The sequence below is a fragment of the Chelativorans alearensis genome, assembly GCF_010993735.1.
Lineage (GTDB): Bacteria > Pseudomonadota > Alphaproteobacteria > Rhizobiales > Rhizobiaceae > Chelativorans > Chelativorans alearense.
The window spans coordinates 1-19,178 of record NZ_WQNI01000029.1 but is presented as its reverse complement, the minus strand read 5'-3'; the positions used below and the strand labels follow the sequence as shown (position 1 = coordinate 19,178).

At 60.4% G+C, this 19,178-nt stretch carries 18 protein-coding genes and 3 pseudogenes; 11 read left to right on the top strand and 10 right to left on the bottom strand.

What is annotated here, in order from left to right; genetic code table 11:
* Positions 1 to 257 precede the first annotated feature (257 nt).
* The 6 genes from GPJ75_RS26845 (at position 258) to GPJ75_RS26820 (ending at position 7,104) form a co-directional block, all read left to right on the top strand.
* On the top strand, positions 258 to 449 hold the full coding sequence (locus GPJ75_RS26845) for a hypothetical protein (protein ID WP_163273190.1): 192 nt from the start codon (positions 258 to 260) through the stop codon (positions 447 to 449).
* A gap of 14 nt (positions 450 to 463) precedes the next feature.
* Entirely contained in the window at positions 464 to 664 is a 201-nt protein-coding gene (locus tag GPJ75_RS26840; protein WP_163273188.1) for a hypothetical protein, read from the top strand.
* Positions 665 to 933: 269 nt separating this feature from the next.
* Entirely contained in the window at positions 934 to 2,160 is a 1,227-nt protein-coding gene (locus tag GPJ75_RS26835; RefSeq protein ID WP_163273186.1) for an HlyD family secretion protein, read from the top strand.
* Positions 2,161 to 2,163: 3 nt separating this feature from the next.
* Positions 2,164 to 4,320: a peptidase domain-containing ABC transporter gene (locus GPJ75_RS26830; RefSeq protein WP_246249319.1), complete on the top strand. Its 2,157-nt coding sequence runs from the start codon at positions 2,164 to 2,166 to the stop codon at positions 4,318 to 4,320.
* 15 nt (positions 4,321 to 4,335) lie between these two features.
* Positions 4,336 to 5,298, top strand: a complete 963-nt coding sequence (locus GPJ75_RS26825) for an OmpA family protein (RefSeq protein ID WP_163273184.1) — start codon at positions 4,336 to 4,338, stop codon at positions 5,296 to 5,298.
* 141 nt (positions 5,299 to 5,439) lie between these two features.
* Positions 5,440 to 7,104, top strand: coding sequence for a hybrid sensor histidine kinase/response regulator (locus GPJ75_RS26820; RefSeq protein ID WP_205602651.1), 1,665 nt, complete (start codon positions 5,440 to 5,442; stop codon positions 7,102 to 7,104).
* On the opposite strand, the gene GPJ75_RS26815 is transcribed toward GPJ75_RS26820, so the two are convergent.
* From GPJ75_RS26815 to GPJ75_RS26810, 3 genes and pseudogenes are all read right to left on the bottom strand, one after another.
* Positions 7,098 to 7,703: a response regulator gene (locus tag GPJ75_RS26815; RefSeq protein WP_281354844.1), complete on the bottom strand. Its 606-nt coding sequence runs from the start codon at positions 7,701 to 7,703 to the stop codon at positions 7,098 to 7,100. The two genes, GPJ75_RS26820 and GPJ75_RS26815, sit on opposite strands and share 7 nt — an antisense overlap.
* Positions 7,704 to 8,007: 304 nt before the next feature.
* Positions 8,008 to 8,127, bottom strand: a pseudogene (locus GPJ75_RS27520) (VOC family protein); the annotation flags it as partial.
* A gap of 554 nt (positions 8,128 to 8,681) precedes the next feature.
* Positions 8,682 to 9,199, bottom strand: a pseudogene (locus tag GPJ75_RS26810) (TetR/AcrR family transcriptional regulator).
* Between GPJ75_RS26810 and GPJ75_RS26805 the strand changes: the two are divergent.
* Positions 9,198 to 9,576 (top strand): annotated as a pseudogene (locus GPJ75_RS26805) (RidA family protein); the annotation flags it as partial. The pseudogenes GPJ75_RS26810 and GPJ75_RS26805 overlap by 2 nt on opposite strands.
* Before the next feature lie 267 nt (positions 9,577 to 9,843).
* Positions 9,844 to 11,235 (top strand): arylsulfotransferase family protein, encoded by a 1,392-nt coding sequence (locus tag GPJ75_RS26800; RefSeq protein ID WP_163273182.1) that lies wholly within the window; start codon positions 9,844 to 9,846, stop codon positions 11,233 to 11,235.
* A 209-nt stretch (positions 11,236 to 11,444) separates the two neighbouring features.
* Here the strand turns inward: GPJ75_RS26800 and GPJ75_RS26795 are convergent, their stop codons facing one another.
* The 4 genes from GPJ75_RS26795 to GPJ75_RS26785 form a co-directional block, all read right to left on the bottom strand.
* Positions 11,445 to 12,110 carry a sodium:calcium antiporter gene (locus tag GPJ75_RS26795; protein ID WP_205602650.1) on the bottom strand — a complete coding sequence of 222 codons (666 nt, stop codon included), beginning with the start codon at positions 12,108 to 12,110 and terminating at the stop codon, positions 11,445 to 11,447.
* Positions 12,080 to 12,403 (bottom strand): hypothetical protein, encoded by a 324-nt coding sequence (locus GPJ75_RS27250; RefSeq protein WP_205602649.1) that lies wholly within the window; start codon positions 12,401 to 12,403, stop codon positions 12,080 to 12,082. The genes GPJ75_RS26795 and GPJ75_RS27250 overlap by 31 nt, the downstream gene beginning before the upstream one ends.
* Before the next feature lie 96 nt (positions 12,404 to 12,499).
* Positions 12,500 to 13,726, bottom strand: coding sequence for a chromate efflux transporter (gene chrA / locus GPJ75_RS26790; RefSeq protein ID WP_163273180.1), 1,227 nt, complete (start codon positions 13,724 to 13,726; stop codon positions 12,500 to 12,502).
* Positions 13,719 to 14,024, bottom strand: a complete 306-nt coding sequence (locus GPJ75_RS26785) for a PadR family transcriptional regulator (RefSeq protein ID WP_163273178.1) — start codon at positions 14,022 to 14,024, stop codon at positions 13,719 to 13,721. The genes chrA and GPJ75_RS26785 overlap by 8 nt, the downstream gene beginning before the upstream one ends.
* Before the next feature lie 81 nt (positions 14,025 to 14,105).
* Here GPJ75_RS26785 and GPJ75_RS26780 point away from each other — a divergent pair, with 81 nt between their 5' ends.
* From GPJ75_RS26780 to GPJ75_RS26770, 3 genes are all read left to right on the top strand, one after another.
* Positions 14,106 to 14,489: a VOC family protein gene (locus GPJ75_RS26780; RefSeq protein WP_163273176.1), complete on the top strand. Its 384-nt coding sequence runs from the start codon at positions 14,106 to 14,108 to the stop codon at positions 14,487 to 14,489.
* Positions 14,490 to 14,666: 177 nt separating this feature from the next.
* Positions 14,667 to 15,044 (top strand): winged helix-turn-helix transcriptional regulator, encoded by a 378-nt coding sequence (locus GPJ75_RS26775; protein WP_163273174.1) that lies wholly within the window; start codon positions 14,667 to 14,669, stop codon positions 15,042 to 15,044.
* 391 nt (positions 15,045 to 15,435) lie between these two features.
* Positions 15,436 to 15,702: a DUF2277 domain-containing protein gene (locus GPJ75_RS26770; protein WP_163273172.1), complete on the top strand. Its 267-nt coding sequence runs from the start codon at positions 15,436 to 15,438 to the stop codon at positions 15,700 to 15,702.
* Positions 15,703 to 15,885: 183 nt separating this feature from the next.
* Here the strand turns inward: GPJ75_RS26770 and GPJ75_RS26765 are convergent, their stop codons facing one another.
* From GPJ75_RS26765 to GPJ75_RS26755, 3 genes are all read right to left on the bottom strand, one after another.
* Positions 15,886 to 16,701 carry an oxidoreductase gene (locus GPJ75_RS26765; RefSeq protein WP_163273170.1) on the bottom strand — a complete coding sequence of 272 codons (816 nt, stop codon included), beginning with the start codon at positions 16,699 to 16,701 and terminating at the stop codon, positions 15,886 to 15,888.
* 110 nt (positions 16,702 to 16,811) lie between these two features.
* Positions 16,812 to 18,116, bottom strand: coding sequence for a beta-ketoacyl-ACP synthase II (gene fabF, locus GPJ75_RS26760; protein ID WP_163273168.1), 1,305 nt, complete (start codon positions 18,114 to 18,116; stop codon positions 16,812 to 16,814).
* Positions 18,117 to 18,163: 47 nt separating this feature from the next.
* The gene (locus GPJ75_RS26755) at positions 18,164 to 18,742 is read right to left on the bottom strand and encodes a TetR/AcrR family transcriptional regulator (protein WP_163273166.1); all 579 of its coding nucleotides are present in this window, start codon (positions 18,740 to 18,742) and stop codon (positions 18,164 to 18,166) included.
* Positions 18,743 to 19,178: the final 436 nt, after the last annotated feature.

The following is a 19,178-nucleotide window of genomic DNA, read 5'->3' as shown; positions in this document are numbered from 1 at the left end:
CACTCCTCGACCAGTTCACTCCCGCAGAATGCGCAAACTACTTCAGGGCTGCTGGATATGACCCGGATTAAGCCGGACGTGCTCTAGCCACAGGCGATTCAGCGAAGTCTGCAATGGGCTCGATGTGTGAATTCGGGCTCGCCAAACGGTGCGCTCGGTTCAATTTGAGGTAGTGCATCTGTGCTAATGGACTGAGAAACGTCTGGTGAATAGAAGTCCTGCGCAAATCCAATGTTTTCAAAGCAGGAGTTGTGAATATGAAAGTTGCTGAGCACCAGAGGCAAGATCGTCAGACAATGCGTGAACTGACCGCCGAGGAAATCGCCTGCGTTACCGGGGGGCAGGCAATCGAAAAATCATGGGGATACTGTAAAGCGGATGGCACCGTTGTGACATATTACCAGTTCGACACTGGTGATGTGGATGTGCGCACTACCAAGCCGCAATAGGAGGTATTGTCCTCATGCGCGAGCTTTCGAAAGATGAAATGGATGCCGCGGCCGGCGGCGTCGAAATCTACCGTGGATTCGGTTACGGCACGGTTCCGGTAGTCGGCGGAAGCGGAGTGACTTACAGCCGTTCCTTCAATAATGGCTGGAGCCTATCCGCCGGGTTTTCCCGGGATGGCAATCGGGGTATCGAGGTGCGTTATGTCTGGAAATGAGGGAAGCAAGAACGTTGTCTCGCGCGCTATGCGAGAGCTTTCGGCGGATGAGTTGAACGCTGTCGCCGGCGGTGTGACGCAAGGGCCGGACGGTGGTGGCTGCACAGATCCTCGTCGGACCAGCGAAAAGGCCCGCTAGGCAGACCAAATAGCAGGCCTTCAGGAGCAGGCGCCCTGATCCGGGCGCCGCTTTGCTGTTTATAGTGCTCATGGCCCATAATTCTCCCTTGTTCAGACCTGAATCGCTTGAGGCGCGCCGGCAATCTTGGTTGGGACGTCCGACCGCTCTCAATACGATACCAACGGCGATCTTCGCTGGATTTTCTGTCGTAGTCGTGATTGCAATCGCATTCCTCCTTGCCTTCGGTGAATACGCGCGTCGCATACGCGTGACGGGCCTGATCCTTCCGGTCGACGGCCTGACGCGCATTGTCGCGCCCCAGGCGGGATGGGTATCGAACCTGGAGGTGCATGAAGGAGCGAGTGTCCGCAGGGGCGATGTGCTCTATCGTGTCAGCATCGACAGCACGACTGCGCTTGGCAATACCCAGGACAGCATAACAAACGTCCTCCGCGATGAACTTGATGAGTTACACAACGCGTTCGCCAGGCAGGGGAAGCTTGATGCGATCGAGAAACAGGGCCTCGTTACACAACGAAGCGATCTCAGGCGCGAAATCGATCAGGTTGAAGAGCAAATTGTGCTCGGTGAGGGATTCACACGGCAGATGGGTGAGTTCGCCGCCCGGCAGCAGGAGCTGATCTTGCAAGGTATGTCGGTTTCACGCGAATATGAAACGCGGCTGCAGACCCTCAATACAGAGCGAGGGAAGCTTGCAAGCCTGCGTCGCGATCTCGTTCAGCTCTCGGCGCGCCTGAATGAACTCGATAATCAACTCTCCAGTTTCGATCTCATTGCCGAAAAAGGAAAAGCAGAAATCAGACGGCAGATCCGCGCGGCTGAGCAACAGCTGTCGGAGAACGAGGCCAAGCGAGAACTGCTGATCACTGCGCCACGCGATGGCAAGGTCACCGGCATCATCACTCTGGCCGGGCAAACTGTTGGCGCAGGTACGCCATTGTTGACCATCATGCCCGAGGACCGGCCACTCGTCGCGCAGCTGTTGGCACCAAGCAGCGCAATCGGCTTCATACGGGAAGGCAGTCCTGTGCTCTTGCGCTACGAGGCGTTTCCCTATCAGAAGTTCGGCCAATATCCGGGCAGCGTTTCGCTGATCTCGCGCGCCAATCTGCGCCCGGAAGAAATTGCCCAACTCAACGCCGGCAACTTTGATTCGGAGGCAGCACTAACGCTTTATCGCATCACCGTCTCACCTGATAGCGCGCGCGTCATGGCTTATGGGCGCCCAGAGCCTCTGCAGGCCGGCATGCAAGTTGAAGCCCATGTTCTGGTGGAGACACGCCCGTTATATCAGTGGGTGCTCGAACCTCTCTACAGTCTGAACGGCTCCTTCGCGGCGACAGGGGAAGGTTAGAAATTGGGCACGACGGGGCTTGCATCGCGTATTTCCGGCAGATTCTTCTCGAGAACACCCATAATCCTTCAAACCGAAGCGGCTGAATGCGGTCTCGCCTGCCTCGCCATGATTGCCGGCCAATACGGCCATGCCTTGGACCTGCCCGCGATCCGCCGGCGCTTTACGGCCTCGATCAAAGGCACGACTTTAAGGGACCTCGTTCAGCTCGGAAGCAGCCTTCATCTCGCAACGCGCGCGCTGCGGCTGGAGGTTGAGGATCTGCCGGAACTGAGATTGCCCTGCATTCTGCATTGGGGGCACAATCACTTCGTCGTGCTGGTAAAGGCGGGTGCGAAGCACATAGTGGTCCATGATCCCACGATCGGGCGGCGCGTACTCACCCTTGCCGAAGTGTCGCAGCAGTTCACCGGCGTCGCCCTCGAAGCTTGGCCGACCGCGGAGTTCCGGCCCAGGAATGAGAAGGCCAGTGTCAGGATCACCGATCTGGTGCGCCGCACCAGGGGGATCGGCGTCGCGGCGTTACAGGTACTGGCAATTTCATTGCTGATCGAGATGGCGACGCTCGCAATGCCGATCGGTTTCCAGCTTGTGCTGGATGAGGTGTTCGTAGCGGCGGACCACGATCTTTTGACAATCGTTGCACTCGGCCTTGTCATCCTTCTCGTCCTTCAGGTGGCGGGCAGCCTCGCTCGCGCATGGACCACGATGCTGATCGGCTCAAGTCTGGTTCTCCAATGGAAAGCATCCCTTTTCGACCAGTTGATGCGCCTTCCGCTCGGCTTCTTCGAAAAGCGCCACGTCGGCGACGTGGTGTCCCGCTTCAGCTCCATAGACGCTATTCAGCGCACGCTCACGTCGAGCGCCATCCAGGCAATGCTGGATGGGGTCATGTCGATCACACTGGTCCTCATGATGTGGCTCTATGGCGGGTGGCTCGTTGCCATAGTAGTTGCCAGTGTTGCGCTCTATACGGTCATCAGGACGCTGTCCTATCTCCCCTACAGGACGATCTCCGAAGAGGCGATCGTTCATAGCGCGAATGAGAATTCCCATTTCATGGAATCGGTTCGCGGAATCAGCAGCCTTAAGGTGCTTAATCTCGAGGAAAGGCGCCGGGGAATCTGGATCAATCATCTGGTCGATCGGGTGAATGCGGAGCTTCGTGTCGGCAAGTTCGACGCCGTCTTCACAGCCCTCGGCAACGCGCTCTTCGGGTTGGACCGTATTCTGCTCATCTATCTGGGAGGGAGGGGCATTCTGGCCGGTGATCTGTCCATAGGCATGCTGGTGGCATTCCTAGCCTACAAGGACCAGTTTGTCGCCCGGATCAACAGTTTCATCAATACGGTGCTGCAGTTCGTGATGCTGTCACTTCACGGAGAGCGACTTGCTGACATCGCACTGGCCGACCCTGAAGAAGCGGAGCGGAAATCGTTGGCAGCGGTTGGACGCAATCCGTTGGCCAAGGGCCCGAGTGCGCTCGAGCTCAGGAATGTCCGGTTTCGGTATGCCGACAATGAGCCGGAGGTGCTGAGCGATCTCAGCTTCCGCGTTGAGCCGGGTGAGTGTCTTGGCATTGCCGGCCCTTCAGGATCAGGCAAGTCGACACTGCTCAAGATACTTGCAGGCCTTGTCCAGCCGACGGAAGGGCAGGTGTTGATCGATGGTGTCCCTATGTCTTCGCTCGGCCTTTCCGCCTATCGAGGAAGTATAGGCTGCGTACTCCAGGATGACCGCCTTTTTGCCGGATCAATTGCGGAAAACATCGCATCCTTTGACATGGCGTCGGACCCCGGCCGGCTGCTGGCCTGCGCGCAAATGGCGGCCATCCACGATGAGATCGTCAGGATGCCGATGGGGTACGAAACATTGGTGGGCGATATGGGCAGCGCCCTTTCAGGCGGCCAGAAACAGCGCATTGTGCTTGCCCGTGCGATCTACAGACGGCCCGCAATTCTGCTCATGGACGAGGCGACGAGCCATCTCGACAACACCAATGAAGAAGCGATCAACCGTGCGGTCGGGACGTTGCAGATGACGCGTATCGTCATCGCCCATCGTGATTCGACGCTGGCCATGACTGACAGAGTGCTGCGGCTGGCCCCATCGCATGAGCGTGTCCCGCCCTCGATGCTTCAAGCGGCTCAAACAGGATGAAACAGGAGGATTGGCATGGTGTGGAAATGGATTGCCGGTATCGCACTTGCGTGCAGCATGTTGCCGGCGGGTGTGGGCTTTGCTGGCGATATTGAAGGGTCTTCCGACCACCCGGTGCTGGGCCGCTTTCCAACGGCGACCATCAGGGCATACGAGGTCAGGGAGTTCGATGCGGCAATCCTGCCGGCCGGCAGGATCGACGATGGCGAGGCACCTGGCGAACTGCTCGAGGTCGAAGGCAAGGTGACGCGGATCGGATACCGCATAGCCGGCAAGCATTCTGCACTTGAAGTCATGCGCAACTATGAGCACGCGCTGTCACAAGCCGGGTTCGAGACACTGTTTGCGTGCGGCAATCACGAGGACTGCGGCATAGACATGATGGCGTTCATTTCCAACAGCGGCAGGATACGGCCACCGGGCTTTGGTGACGCTTTTTTTGGCGAGACTGCCGAGCGCGCGCTTCTGGCGTCCCGAAGCGATGCTGATGGTAACGTCCACATATTCCTGCACGTGATTGAGGATACCGCGAACAAGCGGACGGTGCTTTATCAGCAGGTGGTGGAAGCGGCAGTGCTCGAGACAGATCAGGTCAAGGTGCTGCAGGCCGATGAGCTGGAGCGGTCGCTGAAACGGCAAGGCCATGTGGCCGTGCCCGGTGTCTATTTCGATACGGGCAAGGCCGAGGTCGAGCCGGAATCCGAGGCGGCACTGGCAGAGATGGCCAAGCTGCTCGAAGCGTACCCCGAACTGAGGGTCTACGTGGTTGGTCACACAGACAATGTGGGGTCTTTGGATTCCAATGTCGCGCTCTCACAGGCGCGGGCTGCCGCTGTCGCTGGGGCGTTGAGCGGATCCTACGGCATCGACGGTGCCCGCCTGATAGCGAAGGGCGTTGCATCCCTGGTGCCTGTCACAAGCAATGCGGACGAAACCGGTCGGTCTCGCAACCGGCGGGTCGAGCTCGTTGCGCAGTAGCCGCATTCGGCAAACTTGATCGCGACCTGGAAAAGAGGTGTTGCTCGCTGAGACTCCGAGGGGTGAGCCGACAAGGCCTAGCCGGCTTCGAGTTCAAAACTTCAGCTTGATCAAAATCAGAGAATAACGATGGGGAATGCGATGGCGAAGCCGACATCGACCTTGCGAGGTTGGCTTGCACGCCAATTGCGGATGGCAACGGGAAGGATTGATGCCGAGCGTGGGCAGGCACTTGTTCGGCTCGTGCTGGTCCCGCTATTCGACATTTACATCGTGACGGTGTTTGCGAGTGACGGCCTAAACACGTTGGCGGAGCGGGTGACTGTCATTGGCGTGCTGGCATATTTCCCGATCTCGGTCATGTTGTTGTGGCACATCGTCCGGCGGCCGGGGCATTTCGTCTGGCGCCGCATGGTCGCGATGTGCGGCGACTATGGCGCGATGACCTTGGCTATGGCTGTTGGCGGCATGTCGATGCTCCCGATCTACGCGACCTTGCTGTGGGTGACCGTGGGCAACGGCATGCGGTTCGGCTCGGGGTATCTACTGGCAGCGACTTGCATGGCACTCGCGGCGATAGCGATCGCGACTGTGTTCAATGAGCAGTGGCGCAGCGATCCATACATCATCATCACCTTGGTACTGACCACATTGATCGTGCCGGCCTATATCAACAGCCTGCAAAGGGCCTTGCGCGACGCGCTCGATGAGGCTCGCGAAGCCAGCCTGGCCAAATCGAACTTCCTTGCCCAGGCAAGCCATGACCTGCGCCAGCCGATTCACGCAATCAGCCTTTTCACGGCGTGCCTGCGTGATGCGGGTCTGGGCCAAGAGGAACAGCAGCTGGTAGAGAACATCGACCGCTCGCTGCATAGCGTTGCGGGCCTGTTCCGGTCACTCCTGGATATCGCGACACTGGACAGTGGCAAGGTTGAGCCGAAGCTGGCGCCGGTTCGTGTTGGCGATGTGATCGCCGAGGTGGTGCGTCAGTATTCCGAAATGGCACAATGGGCGGATGTGGAACTGCGGGCCGTGCAGTGCAGCTTGGTCGTTCGCGCCGACCCTGCACTGCTGTCGACTATGCTGCAGAACATCGTTAGCAATGCGCTTAAATATGCCCCCGGCTCACCGGTCCTGATCGGCTGCCGCCGGCGAAAAGGCAGGGTGGCGATTGAGGTCTACGATCGTGGTCCAGGCATTCCGGAGGAACACCTTGAACAGGTGTTCGACGAGTTCTACCAGGTCCGAGAGCGCGGCGACCGTGACGTTGAGGGTGTCGGCCTCGGCTTGTCGATCGTCCGGCGTGTCGGCGGTCTGATGGGGCTGGACGTCGAGCTGCGCTCGACTACCGGACGTGGTACATCCGTGGTCATCGACGGGCTGGAACCCTGCGCTGCGCGGGCGGTGAAGTCGTCTTCGGCGGTAATGCGGGCACCGTCCGCCATGGCAGGCTTGCGGGTGTTGCTGGTGGAGGACGATGAGGACGTGTTGCTGGCCACCGCCACCCTACTTCAGAAATGGGGCTGCGTGGTGCAGGCTGAGGCCGGCATTCCGAAAACTGGAAGTACATGGGATGTGGTGATCACCGACTACGATCTCGGCGGCAAGAAAACCGGGGCGGACTGTATTGTCACTGTCCGGCAACTGATTGACCGCTCCATCCCGGCAATTGTTGTGACAGGCCACGATGAAACACGGGTGAGGCAAGAACTGGGTGACGATTGCGTTCCAATCCTCGCAAAACCGGTGCGGCCTGCAGAGCTGCGCTCGGTCTTAACAACAGAGATCGTTGCGCGGTCTCATTGACAAACGCCCCTAGCGATGGCTTTGGCCGCAGCGCCTGCGCGGGTAGTGACGCCTAAGGCTTTAAGTACGACCGAGACGTGGATGCGGGCCGTAAAGGGAGAAATATCAAGCTCCAGACCGATTTCCTTGTTGCTTAGGCGGCGGGAGAGCAAAAGCAATACATCAAGCTGGCGCTGAGTAAGGCCTGCAAGCGACGTGTCAGCTTCGTTGGCGGGTAGGCCAGAGGCCTCCAACTGCAAGACCGCATCGCCGCCCCGTACCGCAGCAACGGCCGCCACGATCTCGTGCGGTGGTAAGCTCTTGCAGATAAAGCCATCGGCGTCCGCGTTCATGATACGCGTGGCGGTATCCAAGTCGTTGACCATTGAAACAATAATGATAGAGGTACGACTGAAACTCCGGCGCAAATCTGGGAGAGACGCTTCCAGGTTCCCAGTTGCAAACATTAGATCAAGGATGAAGGTGTTCGAAACTGGCCCGGCTCCGGCAAGAGTGAGTACTTCCTCGATGGTGGCGGCTTGGTCGACGTCAGCCTCCGGTTGATAACGCTGGATCAGACGCGCGAGACCCTCCCGGAAGATCGGGTGGTCGTCAGCAATGATGATGCGATCATGAGAGAAGCGACATTTACCTTTCGAGTCGTCGACGAACTACAAATATCATTGCCGCTAAGGACGGACCAGATAGTGCGGATAGACTATCTGGTCTGTCAGCCTGAATCGGATAAGCGGCAGGTCAAAGAACGGGGACAGTAGCGATTTCTGGGTTTTGATGGACAACTTGCTTCCGCAACGCAGTGCTACCGGACTGGAAAAGGCGGCCTTCGTCTAGCTGACCGACTCATCAAATCGCAGCCGGATACGGATTGAGGCGAGTTGCATATGATGTGCCGCCGCATCTCGATCACTCGGCCTGACAGACGACCTCGATGTTGTTGCCATCGGGATCGAGCGCATAGGCGGCGTAGTAGGTCGGGTGGTAGCGGGTGCGGATACCAGGCGAACCGTTGTCCCGCCCACCGGCGACATTCGAATTCGGCAGCTACTGGAACCGCTGGTACTATGACCGCCCCTGGTATCGCGACCGCGATCGGTGGGAGCGAGAGTGGAACAGCGGCTGGGATGAGCGAATGGAGTATCGGTCTAGGGATGTTCGTGTGATCGAAAGGCAACCAGCCGTTCGACGCGGCGATATACCTCCCGGCCATCTGCCGCCTCCAGGCCACTGCAGGGACTGGGATCCCAACCTCCCGCCGGGACATCAACCTCCGCCATATCGCTGCTGACGGGGGTATACCGAGGGGGCCGCCGTCGAGACGCGCACACCGCCCGAAAATCGGATCGTCGACGTGAAGCCGAACCGGTCCACAGATCGCGTTCTCGCCTCGATGTTCTCGTGGGAGCGGTTATCCCGTGAACGACGGCTTTGTCCGCAATTACGTCGTCCCGTCAGATGAGGTGAATGGCAAAGTCGAGCCCCAAGCCGGTCATTGCCACCAACCGGCAGCGTTGACGCTAGAAGGTGGAAAGCCGCTGTCAAAACAGCAGTTCCATCGGTAGGGCAGCGCGCAGACAAGTTCATTGTCTCGGGGTGAGGCCATCAAGCAGGAAGTCGAGGCCTTTTCGGAAGACGCCAACAGCAGGCGAGAGCGTTCGATTGTCGGATGGCGTTGGCTGAGGCGTGTAAGGCGTTGCTGGGCGGCGGCCCTATCGTCGTGCGAGAGGTTGAAGCTTGCCCGGTGATAGTGGCGTCCATCACATAGTTCCAGAGCGACCATATCGCGACGTTCATATCCGCGTCCGCAACACCGGTTCTGGACAAGGTCCTGCTAGCAGTTCCAGGCGGCAGAGGATGTTCGGGCCGAGCGCCCGACCCGGCAACAGCGATGCCGACCAAGGATGGCGCAACATACTGGCACGCCAGTCTTCCGGCATATGAACGACTTCTCCGCGCCAGTCTTGAGACTCAACCATTGCGACGGTCCGCGATATTCGAGCACCGAGTCGAGCGCCAGATCAAAGACATCCTCTTTGTTGTCGATGTGCCAATAAAGGCTCATCTCGCCCGAGCCGAGGCGATCGGCCAGCCGACGCATCGTCAATCCAAAAAACCTCTACGACCCGTCGCCGAATGGCTACAGCACGGCCGTGATACCCCCCCCCCAATGCCCGGGTTGCCTACGTCTCCGGGCAGGGCGGCTAGGACAGCACGGGGGCCTTGTCGCCCGACTTCGCTGTCCAGGTTAAGCAGGCCTACGCAAACTTGCGCACCGCACTCGGCGCCAGGCTAGACCAGGTCGCCAAGCTCACGGTTTTCGTGATCGATCATGATATGTCGAAGCTTGGGGTGTTGACCCAGAACGTCGAGGAAATGTTCGGTGAAGCACTGCCGGCGCAGACGCTGGTTCCAGTGCCAAAGCTTGCAATTGACCCCATGCTCTTCGAGGTCGAAGCCGTCGTCGTCTTGAAATAGCGGCTACTGCATAACACCGGGAGGGCCGGCTCGGGAAGCGCCGCCGATGGCGGTGGCGCATAGTAAATGACCTGCCCGAAAGTCTCTGCGTCCTAAAGTCTTCTTCGGGGCCAAATAAGCAGGAGCGTCACTGCAAGAGGGTTGGCCGCGGACCATATTCTTGCCATTGACCATCGATATCGAAAACCGATGGTGCCGTTCTACGCTTGATTAGAGGCGCCTTCCGACCATCCTCGGCAAGCCCTTCCTCAAGGATACGGAACAGATATGGCTCAAGCAAGCGCTCCCGAAACGCGTACGCCCAAAGGCGAGCTGCTCCTGGACCGGATTTTTCGCGGCCTCTCGTACGTCGCGCTGCTGGCGCTCACTTTTCTCGTCGGGATCCTCATCACCATCGGCCAGATATTTCCCGCGCCGCAAATCGCGCGCGCCTATGAAGCCGGCATGGCGCTCTATCGCCAGCAGACACAATACCAGAACGTCTATAGCGGCGACATTTGGAGGCGGGAGCGTCGTTCCGACAAAGGGGTCACCGTTTATGAGCGGGGCCGGGCGCAGGATGGCCTGACGCTTTATACCGCCGGGAACGCGCCGGCCGCCTACCTCATCGACATGAACGGTGACGTGGTGCACGAGTGGCGCCGCGCGTTCAGCACGGTCTGGAAGGCGGGCGCCGGCGGCGTGCAAAAACCGCGTCCCGACGAGTTCGTTCATTTCCGCAATGCCCATGTTTATCCGAACGGCGATCTCGTGGCCCTCTACGAAGGCAATGGTGACACACCGTATGGCTATGGCGTGGTCAAGCTCGACCGCAACTCCGAGGCGATCTGGTTCTATCCCGGCCGCGCTCACCATCAGTTGAACGTGGGTCCCGGCGGCAAGATCTACGTGCTGACCCACGAGATCGTCGACGAAACCCTCAGCGGGTACGGTCATCTGGAATCGCCGCGGCTCGAAGACTTCCTCGTCATCCTGTCGCCGGATGGCAAAGAACTCCAGAAGATTCGTCTGGCCTCTGCTATTGCCGAGTCAAAGTACCGGCACCTGCTCTATACGATGTCGAGCTTTTCGCTCGCCGATCCATTGCATGCCAATGCGGTCGATTACATCGATCAAAAGGCGGCAGTTAATTTCGCTTTCGGCAAGGAGGGCCAAGTGCTGCTTTCCTTCCGTGAGCTCAATGCCATCGCCGTCATTGACCCGCAGACCGAGGCGATCGTCTGGGCCACCCAGGGCCCGTGGATCGGCCAACACGACCCTGACATTCAACCGAACGGCAATATCCTCTTGTTCGACAACCGCGCGAACTACGCAGGACCCGAGGGTATCTCCCGGATCATCGAGTTCGATCCCCGCACAATGGAGATTGTCTGGCAATACAAGGGCACGGCCGAGCATCCGTTCGCCAGCGACATCCGCGGCGACCAGCAGCGGCTCGCCAACGGCAATACGCTGATAACGGAAGCGGATGGCGGGCGCCTCGTGGAGGTCACGCCGGAAGGGGAGATCGCCTGGGAGTTCATGAACCCCGTGCGGGGCGGGCCGGACAACAAGATGATCCCGATCATGGGATGGGCGCAGCGGCTGGATTCGGCCACCTTCGATTCCGACTTTCTCCAGCAGGGCTCCGATCAGGCCGAGGCAGACAAATCGATGTAACGAAGTATATGTGAGACGCGTGCTCATCGCCGTTGTTGCTGCAGCGCCCTGCCTATTGGGGCGCTGGCACTCAGACTACTATCGCACCGTCGCCCCGCCGAACCGCAATGACCCGAGGGAACTCGGCAGACCACTCTCGGCAAGGAAGTAACCACCCAGGCGCTGAATGTCGACGAACACGGTACGGTGGCCCGACGACATGTGCCTGGTCATCCCGCCGTCGGCGTCGCTCCAAAGAGTAGATATCCGCCCACCGCAAAGCAGATGTAGATGGCGACGAGCAGCGCGCCCGCCCAACGCGGTACCTGGCGAAACAGCAGAAGCACCGAGATCAGGACAACCGTGCCGGCAGCGACTGGAAGGTAAAAGCTCATAGTCGCCGCATCGATTGGCAGGGGCCGGATCAGCGCGATGGCGCCGGCGTTGAACAGGAAGAACGTCAGCACGGAACCCGCGACGTTGCCGAAGGCAATCTCCGGATGTCCCCGCAAGGCGGCCGGAAGCTCGCGGACGAGCTCCTCGATGCTGATCGCCAGCGCCACCACGGTCATCCCAATCAGCGTCTGGGAGAGGCCGAGCCGGTCAATCAGATTGCGCGCGCCATGCACCAAGAGTTCGCTACCCAACACGATCATCACCAGGGAGAGCAGCATCAGGCCGATCGCCTTGGTACGGCCGATGCCTTCCGCTTTTTCGGTTTTCTTGCCAAGACCTGACCCCTGGATGTCGACCCCGCGGCGGCTCAGCCAGAAGAGATAGAGAATGGAAGTGGCATAGCCGACAAGGAGGAGGATACCATCGAGCCGCGAGAGTTTGCCGTCCGATGCCAGAAGCCCCAGCAATGTCACCGCGAGAACCGGAACGACCAGCACCACACGGGCGCCTGCTCGAACTTGAGCGGAACGATCAGCACGGTAGTCCCGAACGCCAGCGCAATCGCCACCATGGCCGCGCCGATGATGGTGCCGATGGCGATGCCCGCCGCTTCCTCGTACGTCCCCACTGCGCCGACAGTCAGGTTCTCGGGGTCAAAGCCGAGAAAGACAATGCTGACGACGAATACGGAAAGGCCGAAGCCATGGGCAAAGGCGAGTGTCCCTTGGACCAACCTGCCGGCAAAGAAGAGCACCAATGTAAGGCCGGCCATGACGGTGAAGGCGTCGAGCACCGTTGCAACCCCCTATTCTCCGATCTCGCTTAACGGGGAGCGATTTTATCGGCTCCCGCTATCGAATTTCGATGTTTTCGACCGCCCCGCTGCCTCTCAGACGAGCCCGATCAGGACGCCCCCGGCAGCAAAGACGATGACCACGATCCAGGGGGACGCTTTCCACGCCATGAGGAGAACGAAGCAGGTGAGCGCCAGCGCGAACTCGTAAGGTCCGAGGATCGCGTTCGTCCACACCGGCTGATAGAGCGCCGCGCCCAGGATGCCTACGACGGCCGCATTCGCGTCGCGCATCAGCGCCTGCGCTGTCGGTCGCGCACTGAATGCGTCCCAGTACGGGATGACGCCGATGAACAGCAAAAAACCCGGGAGGAAGATCGCGACGAGGGCGACCGCCGCGCCGATGAGCCCATTGGGTTCCGGATCGAGGATGGTTCCGAGATAGGCGGCGAAGGTGAAGAGCGGGCCGGGCACGGCCTGGGCAGCGCCATAACCCGTCAGGAACTGGCCTGCCGACACCCAGCCTGTGCGGACAGCTTCCGACTCGAGCAGCGGCAGAACCACGTGCCCGCCGCCGAACACCAGCGATCCGGCCCGGTAGAAGGAGTCGAAGACCGCGAGGCCCTGTGCACCCGTCGCCGCGACAAGGACCGGCAGCCCGAAGAGCAGGGCGAAGAACAGGACGAGCGCCATTGTCCCCGCGGCATGCGAGACTGGAAAGGTCATATGCCCGGAGATCGCCTCGCCCTCGGTCCGGCACAGCCACAGCCCGGCCAGGCCACCGGCGACAATCGCGGCGATCTGGCCGATCGAGCCCGAGACGAAGACGACGATGAGCACGGCGGAGAGCGCGATGCTGGCGCGCTCCCGGTCGGGGCAGAGGATCCTCGCCATGCCCCAGACGGCCTGGGCAACTATGGCGACAGCGACCACCTTCAGGCCGTGAATGATGCCGGACCCGACCGGCCCGCCGAAGGCAGCGGCACCGAGTGCGAACAGCACGAGCAAGATGGCTGATGGTAGCGTGAAAGCGGTCCAGGCGGCTGCAGCGCCCAGCGGGCCACCCCGCAGGAGCCCGAGCGCGAAGCCGACCTGGCTCGATGCCGGGCCAGGCAGGAACTGACAGAGAGCAACGAGGTCTGCGTATCCCTTCTCGTCGATCCAGCGCTGGCGGACGACGAGTTCGTCGCGGAAATAGCCGAGATGCGCGATCGGTCCGCCGAAGGAGGTCACCCCCAACTTCAGGAAGGCAACAAAGACCTCGCCCGGGCTCCCCTTGCGGTTCTGCATGCGTGCGGGTGCCTCCATCGTCGTCTCATTCATCGCTCATTGCCTCCCCGGTGAATTCCCGAACTCGTTTCTTCGCCATGTCCAGACCTTCGCGACCCAGATCGGTAATGCGATAGAGCTTGCGCACGGAGCGGCCGTGCCGCTCTTCACGACAGGTGAGATAACCGTCGCGCTGCATCTTGTGCAGCATGGGGTAGAGGGTGCCCGGGGACAGCCGGTAGCCGTGGCTGGCCAACTCCTCGATCATCCACTGGCCGTAGATTTCCTGTTCGGCTGCGTGGTGAAGAACATGCAGCCTCACCAGTCCCGATAGCAGGTCGCGGTGTTTCATCGCTTGTTGATTCCGTTAACGAAAACCGATAACGAACTTCGTTGAATAATTGTTCAGTCGAATGCAACGCCGGAGGAAGAGATGTCGAAAGATACCGTCAATGTGCGCTATATGGTCGAGGACGTCGAAGCCGCCGTGGAATGGTACACGCGTCATCTCGGCTTTTCTCTTTTGTCCAACTACGTCCCTGCATTTGCCGACGTCAAACGTGGATCGCTGCGGCTCCTGCTGAGCGGTCCCAAGAGCTCGGCTGGTCGACCGATGCCCGATGGCGAACGGCCCCAGCCAGGAGGTTGGAACCGGATTCACCTCATTGTCGAGGATTTGCCCGCTGAGGTGGAGCGCCTGCGGGCTGAAGGGGTCCATTTCCGCAACGACATCGTCACGGGGCCTGGCGGATCGCAGATCCTGATGATCGATCCCTCAGGAAACCTGGTCGAGCTATTTGAGCCGGCCCGCAAGTGATCGCGCTCGGCTTCGCTGACCATAGGAACGCCTTATAAAATCTGGTAGCATGACGTGTTCACCCTGCACGTGCAGCAGACTGGTGCAGCCCATCGCCGTAGGAAGCTTTGCAAACTCTTTTGCGGCAATTTACGGTGATGAAATGTGCGTGTCTAAAAGCTACGGCGTGGAGATGTGATGGTCCAGGCCTACCCCTCGCGTCAGATACTTCAACACATCACGAGCCGGTGGGGCATATTGGTGCTGATCGCTTTGGTAGGCGGAACGCAGCGCTTCAATGCGTTGAGACGTAAGATTGGAGGTGTGAGCGAGCGAATGCTGGCTCAAACCCTCCAGCAGCTGGAGGGAGACGGGCTGATCGACCGCATCGCGTATGAAGTCGTGCCGCCGCACGTGGAGTACAGGCTCACGCCGCTGGGGCACGAAGCTGCGGAGAAGGTTCGGCTCCTGACAGACTGTATCGTCGATAATCTGCCGCGGATAGCCGAAGCGTGGGAGGAGCGGCGAGGCACCCGCGCGCAAGGCGCGCTCCGGGGCGACCGTTCGACGAAGTGAACCGCGTACCCACCATGGATAAAGGCCTAGATCCACTCGCTAAGATCGAGAACGGCAGGCAGCCGCCACAGCGACTGAACAGGCTTTCGCCGCGCGCCGGCGCTTCGCGGTCAAGCCGATGATGTTGGTGCGTGACATACGGCCGGGCCGTCAAAGCGTTGCTCGCGAAGCCAAGAGAGTAGGGCGTCGCCTTGCTCAGGCCCGCGCGAGGTGTCGTCGAAGAAGGAGTTGAGCAGTTCGAGCGGCGCGACTCCGCCCAGGCCAAGCAGACGCGCGGTGTCGAGGCAACGGCACCACCGGCTCGAATCGACGGAGGCGCTTCTACGAGATATCAAGGAGTTGCCGGCCACACGACGGTTCTGGCACTTTTCAGTGTGGAAGGGAGGAAGCAATGTGCCGAAATATCAAGACTCTATTCAATTTCGATCCACCGGCCACCGAGGAGGAAATCCATGACGCGGCGCTTCAGTTCGTCCGCAAAGTGAGCGGTTCGACACGGCCCTCAAAGCGAAACGAGGAAGCCTTCGAACGCGCGGTCGATGCCATCGCGGCTTCTGTTCGCGAACTTCTCGATACCCTTGAAACCTCACAGCATCCGCGTAACCGCGAGGAAGAGGCAGCCAAAGCCCGTGCCAAGGCGGCAATCCGCTTTGCATGACCAACGGGGATGCGATTCGCGTATTCACCGCACACGGAAGCTGAGGCTGCTGACGCCAGGAGCCGCTGAGACTTCAGGACTCCAGCGCTTCGGAGATGTGTGCCTTCCTCGCGCAGTGCCAAAACTGTGATCTCCTGAAACGCGCTGACACTCCTGCCGGTTCGACTGAAATAGGATGCCAGCTTAGACTGGCAGGCCGTTTTGCTTCCGAAGGCTCTTGTCGAATGCGGATGCGGGGACGAAACGGCGCAGGAAACTGACCTGGCGGGCCATTTTTCCCGCCGCATAGCGCTTCTTCGGTTCTGGATCGGTCGCGGCTTTCAAGACCGTCTCGGCTACGACTTCGGGAGCATCGCCTCTTTCCATCGCCTTCCGCACGGCTGCAGTCATGCCAGTACGCGCAGAGTCATAGATATCAAGCAACTGATCCGGCTTTGCGAGATTCTCTTCGAATGACGTGAGGGTATAGGCGGGCTCGATCAATGCCACGCGAATTCCGAACGGACGCAGTTCGTGGTCGAGCGATTCGGAATAGCCTTCGATGGCATGTTTGGTCAACGAATAGAGCGCGAAATAGGGAGCCGGGATGAAGCCCTGCACCGAGCTCAAATTGACGATCCTGCCCTTTCCTTGGCGTCGCATTATGGGCAACACCGCGTTGGTCACGCGGAGGACGCCGAACACGTTCACGTCGAACAGCGCTTGAGCCTGGGTTATCGAGGACTCCTCCGCGCCGCCAAACAGACCCATGCCGGCATTGTTGACGAGCAGGTCGATGCGCCGGGCTTTGGCCAGCACGACATCGATCAGCTTCGCCACGGACGCGTCATCGGTCACGTCGCAGGTCAGCATGGTGACACCGTCGGATCGTTCGGCGACCGCGCGACGGCTGGTTCCGAATACGCGATAGCCCGCGTTCTGCAAGGCTAGGGCCGTTGCGTGCCCGATGCCGGAGGATGCTCCTGTCACCAGGGCGACGCCAAGGTTGGTCTTGTTCATGGAAATCACTTCTTTCTTTGTGCTGGGTTGGTTTCTGGGACGTCGCTTCCGCTCGTCAGCCGAGGGTTCCGGTGGATTGGAAAAGGACAGGAACGGTCAGAGAGAATGCTTCAATCTCCGGCACCTCCGTTGCTCGCGCCGGTCGGTTCGTCCGTCCAGCGTCGGAACAGCGCGCTGGCATTGACCCCTCCGAAGCCGAAGCCATTGGCGATAGCGTAGTCCATCGCCATCGGCCGGGCCCGATTTGCAACAAAGTCGATCCCGTCGCCGGCCGGATCGGGAGCGCTCAGATTGAGGGTCGGCGGTGCCACCTGATCCCTGAGTGCCAGGATTGCGAAGATGGCACCAAGCCCGCCGGCGGCTCCGAGCAAGTGTCCGGTCGCCGATTTCGTTGCGCTGACGGCTATGGTGGAGTCCGTGCCGAAGACGCTTCTGATCGCCGCGATTTCCCCGAGGTCGCCGATCGGCGTGGAGGTCGCATGCGCATTGAGGTGGCGAATCTCACGCGCGGAAATTCCGGCCTGTGCAATCGCGATCTCCATGGCCCGACGCGCACCGTCGCCGTCCTCGGGGCCGGAGGTGACGTGATGAGCGTCCGCCGTCGTGCCGTAGCCGACGAGCTCTGCGATCGGCTTCGCACCGCGCGTAAGGGCGTGGCTCAATTCTTCGATGACCAGAATGCCGGCTCCTTCGCCCATGACAAAGCCGTCCCGCGATGTATCAAAGGGGCGCGAGGCTTGAGCCGGTGTCTCGTTGAAGCCGGTGGAAAGGGAGCGAGCCGCAGCAAAACCGCCGAGACTGACGATATTCATGCATGCTTCCGTCCCGCCGCAGACGGCGATATCGGCTTCATCGGCGCGAATGAGACGGGCCGCATCGCCGATCGCCTGAATGCCGGCCGCGCACGCCGTCACCGGTGCGCCGAGTGGACCCTTGAAGCCGTGGCGGATCGAGATGTGGCCGGCCGCGAGGTTCACCAGAAAGGACGGCACCGTGAAAGGCGACAGGCGGCGGACACCGCACGTGTCCACGGTGCGCACCGCCTCGGTGATGGCGGGGAAGCCGCCGATGCCCGAGGCGATGATCGTGGCCGTGCGCAGGCGCGCTGATTCCGAAAGGGGTGTCCACCTCGCATGGGCGAGCGCCTCCTGTGCAGCTGCGAGCCCGAAGAGGATGAACCGGTCCACCTTGCGCTGGTCCTTCGGCGCAAAGACGGTATTCGGATCGAAGCCGGCTTCGGGGTCTTCTTCCAAGGATGGTACAACGCCGCCGAGTTTTGCCGGCAGATCTCCCACCATATCGTCCGGAAGTCTCCGGATGCCTGAGCGACCGGTCAGGAGACGCAACCAGGACGCTTTGACATCGGCGGCAAGGGGCGTGACCGCTCCCACGCCCGTAACAACAACCCGTCGCATTCATTCTCCTATCAATTTGGGTGCGCCGCCAGTGCTGCCCGCGCCGTTCAAGCGGCGGTGGCTTCGCGGACCTGTTCTCTCCCCGCGTCTAGAAGGGCCTGGGCGAGGACGAGGTCGTTGACGATGCGCGACAGCATCACCGCACCGACCATGGTCGAGAGAACGGCCATGGCCTTGCCATCCGGCTCCTCGCCATCGGTCTCGCCAATCAAGCGGCCCAGCACTTCGAGATGCTCCTTGATCCCGGCTTCGAACGACGCCTTCACGTCGCTGCCCTGTCTGGCCGCATCTGAGCCGAGCGCTACGATCGGGCAGCCGTCCATCCTTTCTCCGCGATGGTCCATACTGAGGTAGAACGCGGTCACCGCGCCAAGTGGATCCTCGGGGTTCGCCGCGGTCGCGTCCGCCCATCGGTGGGTGGCGCTCTCCAGCGCCCGTCTGGACGCCTGCACCGCCAGATCCTCCTTGGACGCGAACTGCTTGTAAAAGGCGCCCTGGGTCAGCCCGGCGCCCTTCATGAGATCCTTCAGGCCGATGCCGTCAAAGCCATGTTCCCGGAAAAGGCGGCTCGCCACATCGATCACGGTTTCGCGGTTTTCCGCGGCCTGTTTGCGACTCACACGCATCGTCAATCTCCTTTTAGATTGTGATGATAATCTATAATCTAAATAGAGTGCGAACGCAATCTATTTTGCCGTGAGGCTGGGGGAGCCTGATCCCTGCCGGCTGAATCTACTGGCTCTTGATGCGGTACTGGGGCCCGGCGCAGCGTTTCCGCGCCTGATGACGGCAGGCGCCCCGGTCTCGTTGCTCCTGCCGGGGCGTCTGCTTGCAACCAGCATCCGGAGGAAGCACGCATGCGCATCGAGGTGATCAACCACAGAGGAATACCGGCGGGGCTGCAACGATGACGAAGCGGGGGCCATCGTGCTCGGCTGCGCCGGCATGGCCGACCTCGCCAAGGCCATTGAGCTCTAGAGCACGTCCGGCTTAATCCGGGTCATATCCAGCAGCCCTGAAGTAGTTTGCGCATTCTGCGGGAGTGAACTGGTCGAGGAGTGC

What these genes read in the sequence shown, in the direction of transcription:
- GPJ75_RS26780 (WP_163273176.1), top strand. Translation starts at nt 14,106, where the DNA reads ATGTCGAAAGATACCGTCAATGTGCGCTATATGGTCGAGGACGTCGAA.
- chrA (WP_163273180.1), bottom strand. Translation starts at nt 13,726, where the DNA reads ATGAATGAGACGACGATGGAGGCACCCGCACGCATGCAGAACCGCAAG.
- GPJ75_RS26770 (WP_163273172.1), top strand. Translation starts at nt 15,436, where the DNA reads ATGTGCCGAAATATCAAGACTCTATTCAATTTCGATCCACCGGCCACC.
- GPJ75_RS26785 (WP_163273178.1), bottom strand. Translation starts at nt 14,024, where the DNA reads ATGAAACACCGCGACCTGCTATCGGGACTGGTGAGGCTGCATGTTCTT.
- GPJ75_RS26755 (WP_163273166.1), bottom strand. Translation starts at nt 18,742, where the DNA reads ATGCGTGTGAGTCGCAAACAGGCCGCGGAAAACCGCGAAACCGTGATC.
- GPJ75_RS26775 (WP_163273174.1), top strand. Translation starts at nt 14,667, where the DNA reads ATGGTCCAGGCCTACCCCTCGCGTCAGATACTTCAACACATCACGAGC.
- GPJ75_RS26800 (WP_163273182.1), top strand. Translation starts at nt 9,844, where the DNA reads ATGGCTCAAGCAAGCGCTCCCGAAACGCGTACGCCCAAAGGCGAGCTG.
- GPJ75_RS26820 (WP_205602651.1), top strand. Translation starts at nt 5,440, where the DNA reads ATGGCGAAGCCGACATCGACCTTGCGAGGTTGGCTTGCACGCCAATTG.
- GPJ75_RS26825 (WP_163273184.1), top strand. Translation starts at nt 4,336, where the DNA reads ATGGTGTGGAAATGGATTGCCGGTATCGCACTTGCGTGCAGCATGTTG.
- GPJ75_RS26845 (WP_163273190.1), top strand. Translation starts at nt 258, where the DNA reads ATGAAAGTTGCTGAGCACCAGAGGCAAGATCGTCAGACAATGCGTGAA.
- GPJ75_RS26840 (WP_163273188.1), top strand. Translation starts at nt 464, where the DNA reads ATGCGCGAGCTTTCGAAAGATGAAATGGATGCCGCGGCCGGCGGCGTC.
- GPJ75_RS26765 (WP_163273170.1), bottom strand. Translation starts at nt 16,701, where the DNA reads ATGAACAAGACCAACCTTGGCGTCGCCCTGGTGACAGGAGCATCCTCC.
- fabF (WP_163273168.1), bottom strand. Translation starts at nt 18,116, where the DNA reads ATGCGACGGGTTGTTGTTACGGGCGTGGGAGCGGTCACGCCCCTTGCC.